Origin of the sequence: Maridesulfovibrio salexigens DSM 2638, from assembly GCF_000023445.1 — a bacterium.
Lineage (GTDB): Bacteria > Desulfobacterota > Desulfovibrionia > Desulfovibrionales > Desulfovibrionaceae > Maridesulfovibrio > Maridesulfovibrio salexigens.
The window spans coordinates 26,693-39,752 of the sequence record NC_012881.1; the positions used below are offsets into that span (position 1 = coordinate 26,693).

Annotated in this window: 11 protein-coding genes; 4 read left to right on the plus strand and 7 right to left on the minus strand. The window is 48.2% G+C overall.

Annotation, left to right across the window (positions count from 1 at the left end):
- Window positions 1-14: 14 nt before the first annotated feature.
- The 3 genes from DESAL_RS00140 to DESAL_RS00150 all read right to left on the minus strand — a co-directional run bounded on the left by DESAL_RS00140 (window position 15) and on the right by DESAL_RS00150 (window position 2,150).
- Window positions 15-986, minus strand: coding sequence for a glycosyltransferase family 2 protein (locus tag DESAL_RS00140; protein ID WP_012765626.1), 972 nt, complete (start codon window positions 984-986; stop codon window positions 15-17).
- On the minus strand, window positions 986-1,855 hold the full coding sequence (locus DESAL_RS00145; protein ID WP_245543766.1) for a ChbG/HpnK family deacetylase: 870 nt from the start codon (window positions 1,853-1,855) through the stop codon (window positions 986-988). The genes DESAL_RS00140 and DESAL_RS00145 overlap by 1 nt, the downstream gene beginning before the upstream one ends.
- A 76-nt stretch (window positions 1,856-1,931) precedes the next feature.
- On the minus strand, window positions 1,932-2,150 hold the full coding sequence (locus tag DESAL_RS00150) for a flagellar biosynthesis anti-sigma factor FlgM (protein ID WP_012765628.1): 219 nt from the start codon (window positions 2,148-2,150) through the stop codon (window positions 1,932-1,934).
- Between the two features lie 286 nt (window positions 2,151-2,436).
- Between DESAL_RS00150 and DESAL_RS00155 the strand changes: the two genes are divergently transcribed.
- The gene (locus tag DESAL_RS00155) at window positions 2,437-3,063 is read left to right on the plus strand and encodes a LysE family translocator (RefSeq protein WP_012765629.1); all 627 of its coding nucleotides are present in this window, start codon (window positions 2,437-2,439) and stop codon (window positions 3,061-3,063) included.
- A gap of 81 nt (window positions 3,064-3,144) precedes the next feature.
- Here DESAL_RS00155 and DESAL_RS00160 read toward each other — a convergent pair whose 3' ends face one another.
- Window positions 3,145-6,030, minus strand: coding sequence for an insulinase family protein (locus tag DESAL_RS00160; protein WP_012765630.1), 2,886 nt, complete (start codon window positions 6,028-6,030; stop codon window positions 3,145-3,147).
- Between the two features lie 240 nt (window positions 6,031-6,270).
- Between DESAL_RS00160 and DESAL_RS00165 the strand changes: the two genes are divergently transcribed.
- The 3 genes from DESAL_RS00165 (at window position 6,271) to DESAL_RS00175 (ending at window position 8,385) form a co-directional block, all read left to right on the plus strand.
- Window positions 6,271-6,903, plus strand: coding sequence for a peroxiredoxin (locus DESAL_RS00165; protein ID WP_012765631.1), 633 nt, complete (start codon window positions 6,271-6,273; stop codon window positions 6,901-6,903).
- 219 nt (window positions 6,904-7,122) lie between these two features.
- Complete coding sequence (locus DESAL_RS00170; protein ID WP_245543767.1) at window positions 7,123-7,932, plus strand: class I SAM-dependent methyltransferase; 810 nt, start codon at window positions 7,123-7,125, stop codon at window positions 7,930-7,932.
- Window positions 7,933-7,953: 21 nt separating this feature from the next.
- Window positions 7,954-8,385 (plus strand): glycine zipper domain-containing protein, encoded by a 432-nt coding sequence (locus DESAL_RS00175; RefSeq protein ID WP_012765633.1) that lies wholly within the window; start codon window positions 7,954-7,956, stop codon window positions 8,383-8,385.
- A gap of 77 nt (window positions 8,386-8,462) precedes the next feature.
- Here the strand turns inward: DESAL_RS00175 and DESAL_RS00180 are convergent, their stop codons facing one another.
- From DESAL_RS00180 to DESAL_RS00190, 3 genes are all read right to left on the minus strand, one after another.
- Window positions 8,463-10,565 carry a HAMP domain-containing methyl-accepting chemotaxis protein gene (locus DESAL_RS00180; protein ID WP_012765634.1) on the minus strand — a complete coding sequence of 701 codons (2,103 nt, stop codon included), beginning with the start codon at window positions 10,563-10,565 and terminating at the stop codon, window positions 8,463-8,465.
- A gap of 287 nt (window positions 10,566-10,852) precedes the next feature.
- Window positions 10,853-12,226: a glycerate kinase type-2 family protein gene (locus DESAL_RS00185; protein ID WP_012765635.1), complete on the minus strand. Its 1,374-nt coding sequence runs from the start codon at window positions 12,224-12,226 to the stop codon at window positions 10,853-10,855.
- Window positions 12,227-12,345: 119 nt separating this feature from the next.
- On the minus strand, window positions 12,346-13,047 hold the full coding sequence (locus DESAL_RS00190) for a FadR/GntR family transcriptional regulator (protein ID WP_157046898.1): 702 nt from the start codon (window positions 13,045-13,047) through the stop codon (window positions 12,346-12,348).
- Window positions 13,048-13,060 lie beyond the last annotated feature (13 nt).

Sequence of the window (13,060 nt, forward strand, 5' to 3'; positions counted from 1 at the left end):
CGATCCCCTTTTCTTTACTCTTTCTCAACAACTTCCCGTATCTGATACGTCTTGGTCCCCATGACAGCATCATAGGTGTTGGCCAGCGATTCAAGGATGAATCCTGTGGACATGAAGCCCAGTGAACTCAGGTAGAGCAGGATGCAGCCCATGAACGGGGGGCGGGTACCCATGTGGACTCCGAAGAAAACTTTTTCATAGAGCAGCCAGACCATTACAAGCGAGGCAAGCATGAACATGAGCAGGCTGATGCGTCCGAAAAGATAGATGGGACGCTGCTTGAATGAGGACTGGAACCAGAGCATAACGATGTCGAAAAGAACATCGATGGAGCGGGACAGCCCGTAGTGGCTTTCCCCGGCAAAGCGCGGGGGAGCGGAAATGGGTACTTCGGAAGTGGAACCGCCCATACCGTAAACCAGAGCAGGGATAAGCCTGTGCTGTCCTTCACGCAAGGTCATGGAACGGGCAAGCTTACCCTTGAGTACAGAAAGTCCTCCCATATCTTTTACCTGACAACCGCTGGTTGCGCGCATGAGGTAGTTGGCGATTTTACTGGGCAGCTTGCGCTTGATCATGGACTCGCCACGGTTGGTGCGACAGCCGGAAACAAGGTCGTAGCCCTTGCGGATTTCCTCAATTAAAGAAGGAACTTCTTCGGGCTTGTGCTGCAGGTCTCCGTCCATGATAACTACATAGCATCCTTTACTTTCCTGAATGCCGGCGTAGATTGCGGTACATTGTCCACGGTTGCGGGCGAGCATGACTCCCTTAAGGTGGGGGTCGTCGGCAGCAAGTTCACGGATGATGGATTCAGTGCTGTCGGTGGAACCGTCGTTAACCAGCAGGATTTCATAAGTGGTATTCATTCCCTGCAGCGCGGCAGTTATGCGTTTGTGAAATTCACGAACGCAGCCTTCTTCATTGTGCATGGGAGTGACAATGCTGACTTCGATATCTCTTTTACATTCTTCAGCTTTTATCATTATTTAATCTCTCCGCTACGGGGATCGATCTGCCCGTAGTTGACGGGGGTCGCCCCCAGTTCTTTAAATATTTCCAGCCATTCCTTATGAAGCAGGGATTCGGATTCTTCTCTCCACTGGGCTTCCACCCGCATGGGGCCGAACTCAGACGGCAGCGGGCCGTCACCTTCTTGCGGGAGTCCGGGATGGCAGACAATTTCTACTATTTCAGGTCGAAAAGTTTCGACATATTTCTTAAAAAGATGCGGGTCCAGATTTTCTTTCTGGTCTCCGATTCCCCATACGCAATCAGCTGTGCGCGGCTTCTTACCGGGGAAACTTGCCCCGAGGCAGAGTTGCAGAAAACGGGTACGCAGCATGCCTTTATCAAAGCGGTTCAGGGGTGTGTGCTCAAATGGACGGCGCATCCACTTGATGCCGTACTTGTTGGCAATTTTACCTGCCAGATTGTAGAGTCCGGGCCAGGCATGGATGTGCTTTTCGCTATCAAAATGGGTCAAACGGATTTTATGGTCAAGCAGATATTCAACCTGTGCCGACCACTCCTTTTCTACTTCGGAAAGCTTTATACGACCGCTTAGGTAGCGCAGGAGCAGGGATTTGTAATTACCGAAAAGCAGCCCGTCATCATCCACAAGGCTGGAGATGTGGTCCGGGTTGGAAATGGGTTTGCCGCGCAGCAGGTTTAAGTGTGCACCAAGTCCCAATCCTTCATGCTTGTCCTGCAAAAGTACGGATTCGGATAGATCCGGACCATTGGCAAGAGTGGTGGACGAGGTAACAACCCCGGCCTCGGCAAGTTTGTCCACTGCACGGCGAACAGCCGGATGCAGTCCGAGATCATCCACATTTATTACAATTAGCATCATACCTCCGGTTTCAGACCCGGCAGTTTAAATGCATGTGGCGTGAAGGTAAAGTAAAATGGTGTGGTAATGCGCTAGATCAGCCAAAACCGCTGATTTTGGCTTCAGAACGGACCAGATTAATGGCGATTTCTCCAATGGCAGGGCGATAGGTCCCGGCCCGTATCTGGTCGCGGAGCTTGCTGAGTTTTTCGCGCCGTTCAGCAGAGTCCTCTTCATTAAAAGAAGCGGCTTGCTCTTCGGGCGTAAGTAGACAGGACAGCATATGGCTGTCAGCGTCAGTCTTGTCGAAAGTCATCCCCCCTCCCGGAGTTGTTTTCCAACTTTACTGGTTATGGTTTTTGTGTGTGGTTAATAATCCTATCGTCCATCCGCGTAGGAAATTTAGTGCTGAAGTTTAAATATGTCCATTAAAGTGGAAATGTATAATAGATTGTAATGCTTTGCTTTTTCGGTAGGTATAAAGCTGTTTTATATGCGAAGTTGCTGTAACTTATGTTTTAATTTAGTTTAGGCTGACTTCAGAAAAATCTCTCCGCTAAGCGGCATTTTCAATACTAATCATCTAAACAAATTTTCATAAAATGAATGCAGATATATTAGGATATTTTGCTGCCGGGGCTGCTTTGGGTCTTGGTGCAGGAATGACTCCCGGTCCATTGTTGACTTTGGTTTTAAGTCAGGCAATGGCTCATGGTCCCAAAGAAGGAATCAAGGTTGCTTTTGCTCCATTGCTTACGGATTTACCAATCCTTTGCATTTCCCTACTGGCAATGTCGTGGATAAAGTCTCATCCGGCATTTATGGGCATTGTTTTATTTGCCGGGGCAGTTGTAGTTACTCTTTTCGGGATCGATTGTTTTAGGACGAAAGCGATTACCCTGCCGGGAGTTGAAATTAATCCCGGTTCCTTGAAGAAGGGTATGCTGACCAACTACATGAACCCCCATGTCTATATTTTCTGGGCCACTGTAGGGGCACCGACTATCCTTGGAGCAGGGGAGAATGGTTTGTCCGGGCCGATTTTATTTCTGACGGGGTTTTTCGGCTGTATTGTGGGCGTGAAGATAGGAATTGCATGTCTTGCTGGAAGATTTAAATCTTTGCTTTCCAGTAGAGCTTACCTGCTGATCATGCGGTTCTTGGGATTGGCTCTATTTGTTTTCGCTGCATTTCTGATTCGGGATGGTTACTATTTTATAACTTCCTGATTCCATGAGTTCTTAAAAAATTAAAACGGCGGAGTCGTATCAATACGATTCCGCCGTTTTTTATTTCTATATTTCCAGATTTTACAATACGTCTACGAGATCCAGTTCAAGGCCGGATTCCTCCATAGCTTTCTTGCTGCCGAGTACTACAATATCGCCGTGATCAGCCACTGATTTGGCTGCTGCTCCGAAGTTGCGGAAATCCTGTTCGCTGCAATTCAGCACCTGATCGCGAATGTCCTGCCTGAAGGCTGCATCTTCGCCACTCAGGTGGCGGACCATAGAGGTGTAGCCCTTGGCATCGGGCAGCATGTAATTATCAATCTCCCCGATTCCGCCAAGAATGGCCTTTTCCAGCTCATCACTATTCACTGCAAGCGTGTTCAGGTAATCAGCAACACCGTCGTAGGTGTCGAGGGTTCGGGTCAGGTTGGGGTCGCGGTAGGACACGAAGCTTAAGCTGCCGGAAGCACGGTCAAACATGGAGAATGAACCGTAAGCACCGCCCTGTACGCGGACTTTATCCCAGAGGTAGCCGGTGCGCAGATAACGGCTGATTACGTGCGCTGCGCCGGAATATTCATATCCGTGCTCATAAACATTGGCACCCTTGGCAACATAGTTGACCTGTGCGGGAATGCACAGACCTTCGGCTTTGGAGAAAGCCTGCCTGTTACGGGTGGCAATGGATTTACCGCCTGTGGGCAGGGTTGAAATCATATCAGTGATGTAGCTTTCAACATTGCCGAAAGTTGATCCGTCCAAAGTCACGTTGGTCAGCAGGTTTGCCTGATTAAGGATGGCAGTACGGATAGCTTCAAGATCAGCTACTACGGAATCAAAATCATTATCTACACGGTCAGCCAGTTCGCGCAGGAACTCAAGGCCGGAAATACCGTTCATGAGTTCGTTGATGTATCCGGCTTCATTGAAGCGGGCTTTCATGCGTGTTGCAGCCATGATGTGACCGGAGGGAACAAGAGCCTGTTCCTTGCGGGCCTTGGATTCAAGTACCAACTGACGGATGCGATCCTTGTTATCCAGAGATGCTTCACGGAGCAGCTCACCCATGATGGAGAGTAGGTCTGAGCTGCGTTCAGCAGTTGCTTTACCGCGCAGCACAAAGCGGGTGTAGCTCTCGTCCACGCCATGTTTGGAGTTCACAATGGAGGTGGGGGAGATTCCGCCGGTCTTCGCTGCCATGCGTCTTGTCATGGTTACGAAGTCGGTGGACTTTGTTCCGGTCTGGACCAGTGCCCGCCCGAAAAGAGGCAGGTAGGGCAGCAGTCTATCTTCCAGACCTGCAAAATCAAAGGCAAGGTCAAGGTAGATGATACCGTTGGTATCCAAGTCATGGAAAAGCATTTCCCCTTTTTCCTCGCAGACGATTTCCTTTCCTTCTTTGTCGAGGTCGGAAACTTTGAGTCGTGGGATAGTCGCCAATGCTTCAGGATCATCATGAGCTTCCTGTTCCTTCTGGAGCTCTTCGGCTTTGGCTACGATTGCTTTGTATTCGGTATCGTCCATATCCGCACGGGCAGAGGCGAGTTTGGCTTTTTCCCTTTCTTCCCGCTCTGGTCCGACTTTGCTGTCAGGAGTGAGAAGTACGGAAGTACGGTAATTGTTGTTCAGGAAAATCTCTTCGATAAGAGGTTCGAAAATCTTTTCGCCCTTTTCAATGCGTGCTTTGAGATCTGCCAGAGGCTGTTCATAGCGCACGTATTCAAGCGGATGTTCATCATAGAGCCACGAAGTCAGGGCGGTGATCATTACTGAAAGACCACGCGGATAGGAACCGGTGTTGTTCTCACGCAGGGAGAATTCAATAGTGTTCAGCGCTGCGTCAATGTCTTCGCGGGCAATACCTGTGGCTGCAAGGTCCTTAAGTGTTGAAAAGATCAGTTCTTCCACCTTGGGTGCGTCCTCAGCATTGATTCCTTTGAGGCCGGTGGAAAAGTAGAGCTGGCGCAGTTCGTTTTCCAGTCCTACTCCGGCCATGTCTTCTCCCAGCCCGGAATCATTAAGAGCTTTGCGCAGGGGGGAGGAGGGCAGGCCGATGAGGATCTGCTCCAGTACGCTTAGCTCAAGGTCGGACATGGAGTCGCGGTCACGGCCGATGCCAAAGTTGACGGTGAACATGGCTTTCTGGTTTCCGTCGTCAGAAGCAGCGTATTGTTTCTCAACTGCCACGGGCTTTTCAAAAGGAGCCTGTATCCCGATCTCGGATTTGGGGTCGATTTTTTCAAACTGGGAAAAATACTCGTCGAGCATTGCCAGCCGGTGCTGCGGATCATCATCACCGTAGAAAAATGCGTAGGCATTGGACGGGTGATAGTATTTTCCATGAAAGTCCATGAACTCATCAAAAGTCAGTTCAGGGATTACTTCCGGGTCACCGCCGGAATCCAGTCCGTAGGTGATGTCCGGAAAGAGTGAATTCTGTGTGGCTTCATAAAGAAGACTGTCCGGGGAGGAGTAGGCTCCTTTCATTTCATTGAATACAACCCCTTTGTAGCTCAGGGTGCCGTCTTCTTCGGGAACGTAATGCCAGCCTTCCTGCATGAGGGTGTTGGGGGTCAGGTTAGGAAAGAATACCGCATCAAGGTATACGCCTACAAGATTACGAAAATCCTGCTCATTGGGGCTGGCTACCGGATATACGGTTTTATCCGGGTAGGTCATGGCATTGAGGAAAGTTTGCAGGGAGCACTTTAAAAGCTCTACAAAGGGCTCTTTGACCGGATATTTTTTTGATCCGCAAAGTACGGAATGTTCGAGGATGTGCGGCAGTCCGGTGCTGTTTTCCGGGGGAGTACGGAAGCTTATGCCGAAAGTTTTGTTTTCATCATTATTAATAACGGACAGAACCCGTCCGCCGGTTTTCTCGTGTTCATAGATGACGGCCTCGCCGTTCAGTTCGTTCAGATATTCTCGTGATATTTCTTTGAAGCCATGTTCGTTGGTCATTTATATCTCCATATTTTTGATGATGACCGGAAATTACCTAAAAAAATTTTTCTTGGCAATGAACTAAACATTAATGGCAGCTTGTCCAGCCCTTGTAAAATCAAGCTTTTAAAAACTTAATGATAAAGATTATGATTATTGTTGACACTCAAAAAAGATTTTCATACTCTGCTTTCAACAGATGAGAAAAAAATGTTATCTAAATATTGATTTTGAATTTAAACACACAGGAGATAGAATATGAGCTGCACTGAAGTTTACGAAGAAGTCCTTTCATCCGCATCAATAGGCGAAACCGTTCCTGACTTTGTCATGGAAGCATATGATCCCGAAGATTGCGGGTTTACTGAAGTAAAATTTGAAGAAGTACGTAAAGCAGGTAAGTGGCTGGTACTGTTCTTTTACCCGGCTGACTTCACCTTTGTTTGTCCCACCGAGCTTGCTGACCTTGCGGACAAGCATGCTGAGCTGGAAAAACTTGGATGTGAAGTAGTTTCGGTTTCCACTGATACCAAGTTCACACATCTGGCTTGGAAGAATGACGAAAGACTGCTCCAGAATGTGAAGTACAAAATGGCAGCAGACCCCACCGGCGAAGTTTCCGACTTCTTCGGTGTATATGACCACAATACCGGTCTCGCACTGCGCGGAACATTTGTAATCAACCCCGACGGAATGCTGGTTTCTTCTGAAGTCAACTTCTACAATGTCGGCCGCAACGCAGAAGAACTGGTGCGTAAAATTGAAGCAAACGTATACCTCAAGGATCACCCGGAAGAAGCATGCCCCGCAAAGTGGACTCCCGGTGAAAAGACCCTGACTCCCAGTGAAAAGCTGGTAGGTAAGGTTTACGAAGAACTTAACGGCGAATAGATAGGGACTTTCCTAGTTGTCTCTTCTATAGAATAAGAAAGTTGACCAAAATTACAGTCTACCCTCGGTTAACATGATATAGACACACACCTCTCTCCTCATGACCACAGCTGTGCGCCCGGAATCCTCCATGTTCCGGGCGCACTTCTCTTTTGTTTGGGTGGAAAAGTTTGACCGCAACACTCAGGGAGTTTATCGTGAGATTCTGAGTAGAACTCTTTGAATAAACTTGAGGTAGATATGGTCTGGGACGGCTTTGATGCGGAAAAATTTGAGACATGGTTCAAAACCCCTGCCGGGCAGTTCGCCCTTGAGCAGGAGGTCGGACTTATGGATCACCTGATTTCCGGATGGCCACGCCGTAAAAGAAAGCTGCTGGAAGTGGGCTGCGGCACAGGGCTTTTTCTTGATCATTTGTATCGTTGCGGTTTTGATGTAAGCGGTGTGGATCATTCTCCGGTGATGCTTGAGGCTGCCCATAAGCGCTTGGGCAACCGGGCTTCTTTGTATCTGTGCAACGGTGAGCATCTGCCTTTTACAGATAATGAATTTGATTTCACTGTACTCTGGACCGTACTTGAGTTTTGCTCTGAACCAGAGGAGATGCTGCGAGAGGCCGCAAGGGTTTCCGCAGGGGGGATTCTAATCGGATTTCTAAACCGTCATTCAATATATTTTTTCACCCACGGCAGGATGTGGCCTTGGGCTTCCCCCTCAACCCTGCGTCAGGCCCATTGGTATTCGCCTTCCGAAATGCGCAGGGCGGTTAAGAAGACCAGCGGCTACAGTCCGATTATGACCCGTTCTGTCCTGCCCGGTCCCATGTGGAGTTGGAAAAACAGAACTCCGCTTAAACAGTTGAATGGAATTATCTACCCGCCATACTTCGGTGCTTTCACTGGATGCAGGGTCGACTTCCATAGCCGTAAGCCCATGAATCCGTTACATGCTTGGAAGAATATGCCTTCTGCTGTTACTTCCACCAAAAGGAAAACCCTGAAACCGGAATGCTTCCGGGATTCAAAGTAAATTTGCTAAGGAGATTTTCAGATGAAAAAAATGATTCCGCTGCTGATTGTTTGCATTCTATTTGTTGCTTCCGGTTGTGCCAATAAAGCTCAGTCCGGTGCCGGAATTGGGGCGCTGGCCGGGGCGACCATCGGTGCGCTTACCTTTAAAAATAAGGCTTCCGGTGCTGCCATCGGAGCGGGTATCGGTGCACTAATGGGTTATGTAGTAGGTAATGAGTGGGATAAAAAAGATGAGCAGCAGGTCTCAACTACTTTGGAAAACAACCATTCCGGTCAGACTTCCAGCTGGACCAACCCGGATACCGGAAAATCATATAGTGCCACACCTTCCCCGGCTTACGTGAATCAGGGTAAAATCTGTCGTGATGTTACAATTACGGAAGACGGAGGCGAGCAGATTCTGGCTAAGGCCTGCCGTGGCGATGACGGGGTCTGGCGTTTGAAGCAGTAGCTGATCTTTTCTAGAAATAACGGCCGCTATCCTGATCGGGACAGCGGCCGTTTTTTTGGGGGAGGGCTAATTATTAATTATGAAACCATCGCTTGAATTAATTTATCAAGCTCTTTGGTCATGTCGGCAATTTCATCAACCGATTGTGCTGCTTGGCGCATAGAGCTACTGGTTTCTTGCGAAATGCGGTCAACTTCTTCACTCGCTCTGGTGATTTGTTCCGCTGCAGCGGATTGTTCCTCGGATGCAGAAGCGATGGATTGCACCCGCACGGAGGAATCATCAGAGTAGTTTACGATTTCTTTAAGTACTTCCCCTGCCTTATCAGCTAGCTCCGTACTTGTGTTAACTGATTTTACCGCAGCTTCAGTGGATGAGATGTTATTGCGGCTTGAGGTCTGAATTGCGGTGACTGCATTGTTCACTTCTGTGGTTGCAGTCATTGTTTTTTCTGCAAGCTTACGAACTTCGTCGGCTACAACAGCAAATCCGCGTCCGGCTTCACCAGCACGGGCGGCTTCAATTGCGGCATTGAGTGCCAGCAGGTTGGTTTGGTCTGCAATATCACTGATGACTTCAATTATACTGCTGATTCCTTCTGCATGCTTACCCATTTCAATGGTGTCCGCGCGCAAACCTTCTGCCTGTTTTTGGATATCTCCAATGGCAACCACAACCTTACCTACTACTGCTGCGCCATCTTCGGCCTTTGTTCTGGCAAGGTTGGTGTTTTCAGCTGCTTCTGCCGCATTACGGGCAACTTCCACTACTGTAGCATTCATTTGTTCCATGGCGGTCGCAGTTTCAGCTGTTCGTTCACTTTGGATCGCTGCGCCCTGACTGGCTTCATCGACCTGCTGATTTAGTAATTCTGATGAAGACGCCAGTCTTTCGGAAATGGTGGAAGCCTGTTCGGCCAGAGCCTCAACTTTGCGCTGCATTCCGATTACTTCTGTCTGGTCGACAATGATTTCAAATACTCCGGTAAGTGATCCTTTGTTATCTGATATGGGAATACCGGTGTATGATACTGTGGTGTCGGAGGTTATTCTTGCTTTGTGGACAAGGTCGTCAGCGCTCAGGATTTTTTCGAAGTGGTTTCCATGAGTATTATTACTTAGCTGACCGATGCATTCCTTTCTATTATCTGCGGAGGGGATGAGTTCTGCAGATTGCGCAGCTTTGTTGCTGAACAAAACGGTTTGATCTTTGCCGATGCAGGTGATGGGATTAGCTATATCATCAAGATAATCAACAAGGGAGTCAGCAAGAGTATTGGCGTTGTTCATTATTCCGGCAAAGAAACCTGAGAGGGTGCTGTTGTCAGCCCTGAAGCGCAGATCTCCGAGTTTGATTTTTTCTACTGTTTCTTCGAGCTCCCTAGAAATTGAAGTCAGGCTGTCATTGATGCCCAGCATGGCAAGGCTGACTCCTTGGGCTTTTTCCCTGACAATTTCTTTGGCCGCATCAAGGTCTCCCGCAGCAATTCTGGTGGCAATGTGCTGAATTGCTTGGGGTTCTCCTCCAAGTTGAGACATAATGGAACGACCGATCAGTATGGTGACTACAATAGAAATAAAAATAGCGGCAACGATGATCGCAATCATTGTGTTTTGCCCTGAAGTGTAATCGGACTCAGCCTGACGGTATACTTTTTCGGCAACAACGAGCTGTACATCAATGAGTTTTGCAATAACCTCGGTCACTGGATCGATGACCGGGTAAAGTTCTTGCTGGATGTATCTGACAAGATCCTGTTCGTTATTTTTTTGTATTATTGAGCGCAGTTTGGCGATGGATTTATCTGCAAGTTCTAATTTAGGTTTAAGTTCTTTGATCAGTTTTTCTTCATCTGCAACCAACTCCGTACCCAAGAAGGCATCAAGTTCTTTTTTTATATTCTTTTGAGCTGTATCAATATTTTCCATTCCCTGATTCCAGCTCAAAGCATTGCTGCGGACTTTGTGCGATGTATCGACAATGTTGACAGCGTATTCGTCGGAAATGATTTTGAGCTGTTTAAGCGGAATAATGCGGTCAAGATAAACCGTTTTAAGTCCCAGATTGGACTCTGAGGTAAGTTTTAACCCCAAAGCTACAGATAATACCATCAGCAACACCAACACAGTGGCAAGAATGCCTATTCGGATGCTAATGCGCATATTACTGAGAATATTCATAATACCCCTCCAATTTGTGTGATTTATCAATAATCAATATTGATATTAGCACATATGATCATTGTAAGGGAGGAGTATTTAAAAATATTTAGTGAGGTGTGTAGTCACTGAAACGTCAGCAGCCAATGTGAGAAATAGGAGTGAGTACTGATTATAATAAATAGAATAGGTTGCACTCAGATTAAATGGAAGCTAAAGGAAGTGCTTGCTCCTATGTTGGAAAGAAGACCACTCCCTGGGGAAGTGGAAGAATGGAAGTGGCCTTCTTTTCAGCGGAATCCCGCCAACTATTTAACGATTAGCAATTGGACGTCGCAAACGTTAGTGTTGGTGGGGCCTGTTTTAAACAAGGCTCCTACCATTTGAAGGAAGTGGTAGGAGTCGTTGTTTTTTAAATATTCGGCAATGGAAAGTCCCTTTTCTCGTGATTTTTCCAGAACCGCAGAGTCGGCAAAGCCTCCGGCTGCGTCAGTTGGGCCGTCGTTGCCGTCAGTTGATGCGGCGAGGAAGTGTATGGACTCGCCGTTAAGCTCATCCTGTCCCAGTCGCATAAGAAATTGCAGGGCCATTTCCTGATTGCGGCCGCCCTTGCCGTTGCCTTTCAGGGTAACCACTGTTTCACCGCCTACGATTATGCAGGCCGGTTTCTTTTCTAGAAGTTCCCATTCACGCTCATCCTGAGCTATAGCCCAAAGCATGTCTGCTGCATCAGCTGCTTCTCCCTGTAGGCGGGAGGTCAGCATACGGACGTTGTATCCCAGTTCTTCAGCTTTATCGCGCGCACCTAGCAGGGCGATGCGGTTGGTACCGATTAGAATATTCTCTGCCCGGATTTCACTGAACTCATCCTTTTTTAATGTCTCAAGCAGTTTGCCTGTGTTGCCCAGCTCTAATGCTCTGACAACGTTGGCCGGGATTTTATCGCGCAGTTCGTAATTATCAACGATGGACATGGCATCGCAATAGGTGCTGCGGTCATAGCTGGTCAGGCCGGAGGCGATAGTGTCGAGATTGTCTCCGACAACATCAGAAAGAATGAAGTTCAAACTGCGTGCAGGGCGCAGGCAGCGCAAAAGCCGTCCGCCTTTGAGGGATGAAAGATGTTTGCGGATGCAGTTGATCTCGCTGATATCGGCACCGCAGGCCAGCAGAGCCTTGGTGGTATTCTGCTTGTCCTCAAGGGTTACTTCGATTTTCTCCCCGTCCACCTCAGCATGCATGGGGCTGGAGAGCAGGGCGGAACCGCCACCGGAAACAAGATTGATGACCAGAGTTTTGTCGGTGGTGGAGCAGGCCAGTTCTTCAATTTCACGAGCAGCACGGACACTGTTGTCGTCCGGTACCGGATGGGCCGCTTCAATGGTTTGGATGTATTTGAGCTCTTCGGTGTGTCCGTATTTTACGGAGATAAGGCCTGACTCAATGCGCGAGCCTAGAATTTTTTCAATGGCGAGGGCCATTTTGGCTGTAGCCTTACCTGCACCGATAACAACAATGCGCTCGAATTCCTGAAGATCAACAATCACATCACCTTCGTCCATAGCAACGGTCAGGATTTCGCCTTCAAGGGAAACCCTGTTGGTAATGATTTTATATGGATCAACGCGGTCCAGAGCTTCGGCAAATATCTGCCGGAGATGTTCCTGTTCGTTGGTCATCATAATTTGATCCTCAAGTTTGTTTTGCAAGGAAGGCAATGCGTGTCCCCGCCATATGCAACCTTGCCGCATGCATGGTTACAACACCTTCCGGCAGAGAATGCCCGCTAGCCGCGCATTGCCTATTTATTCAAACCGGCATCGCCCAGAGCTTTCAGGGCTTCACGTAAATGGGAAGCCATCAGCTGTGCGGCCAGTTCGCCATCTCGGTTCTTGATTGCGGCTAAAATTTCTTCGTGCTCTTTCAAGCTTTTGTTGGGTTGCCCCGGAATCTTTAGGGGAGCTTTCCAGCCTTCAATCATTGATTTGTAAAGTGCATCCATAATGGATGAGAGAACTTTGTTGCCCGTGGCCTTGCCGATTAAGCGGTGAAATTCCGCATCAACCATGATCGCGCGGGGCAGATCCTCTTCTTCAACGGTTTTCTTGAATTCTTCGTGGGTTTTCAAAAGTTCCTCGAAGTCTTCATCAGAAATTCGTTCCGAAGCCATGCGGGCCGTGCTGGGTTCCAGCAGAGAACGCACTTCGAAAAAGTGGCGTAGAGCTTCGTAATTGTCAGTCAGCCAAGTGGAAAGGGGGCTGAAAATATCCCCTTCGTAGCTTTTTACAAAAGCTCCGATTCCGGGCTGTGTTTCAATGAATCCCTTGATTTCCAGAATTCTGAGTGCTTCGCGGATAGACCCCCGGCCTACCTGTAGCTCCTTCATGAGCTGTCGCTCGGATGGAAGCGGTTCGCCTTCTGCAAAAGTCTTGTTCTGAATCAGTTCTTCCAGCTGTTTGGCTGCTGTTTCAGAAACTCTGACTTTCTTAATGGGTTTAAACATTTTTGCGCACATA

Coding starts and splice junctions, on each gene's coding strand:
- DESAL_RS00190 (WP_157046898.1), bottom strand. CDS start 13,047: ATGTTTAAACCCATTAAGAAAGTCAGAGTTTCTGAAACAGCAGCCAAA.
- DESAL_RS00185 (WP_012765635.1), bottom strand. CDS start 12,226: ATGATGACCAACGAACAGGAACATCTCCGGCAGATATTTGCCGAAGCT.
- DESAL_RS00145 (WP_245543766.1), bottom strand. CDS start 1,855: ATGATGCTAATTGTAATAAATGTGGATGATCTCGGACTGCATCCGGCT.
- DESAL_RS00175 (WP_012765633.1), top strand. CDS start 7,954: ATGAAAAAAATGATTCCGCTGCTGATTGTTTGCATTCTATTTGTTGCT.
- DESAL_RS00150 (WP_012765628.1), bottom strand. CDS start 2,150: ATGACTTTCGACAAGACTGACGCTGACAGCCATATGCTGTCCTGTCTA.
- DESAL_RS00180 (WP_012765634.1), bottom strand. CDS start 10,565: ATGAATATTCTCAGTAATATGCGCATTAGCATCCGAATAGGCATTCTT.
- DESAL_RS00165 (WP_012765631.1), top strand. CDS start 6,271: ATGAGCTGCACTGAAGTTTACGAAGAAGTCCTTTCATCCGCATCAATA.
- DESAL_RS00155 (WP_012765629.1), top strand. CDS start 2,437: ATGAATGCAGATATATTAGGATATTTTGCTGCCGGGGCTGCTTTGGGT.
- DESAL_RS00140 (WP_012765626.1), bottom strand. CDS start 986: ATGATAAAAGCTGAAGAATGTAAAAGAGATATCGAAGTCAGCATTGTC.
- DESAL_RS00160 (WP_012765630.1), bottom strand. CDS start 6,030: ATGACCAACGAACATGGCTTCAAAGAAATATCACGAGAATATCTGAAC.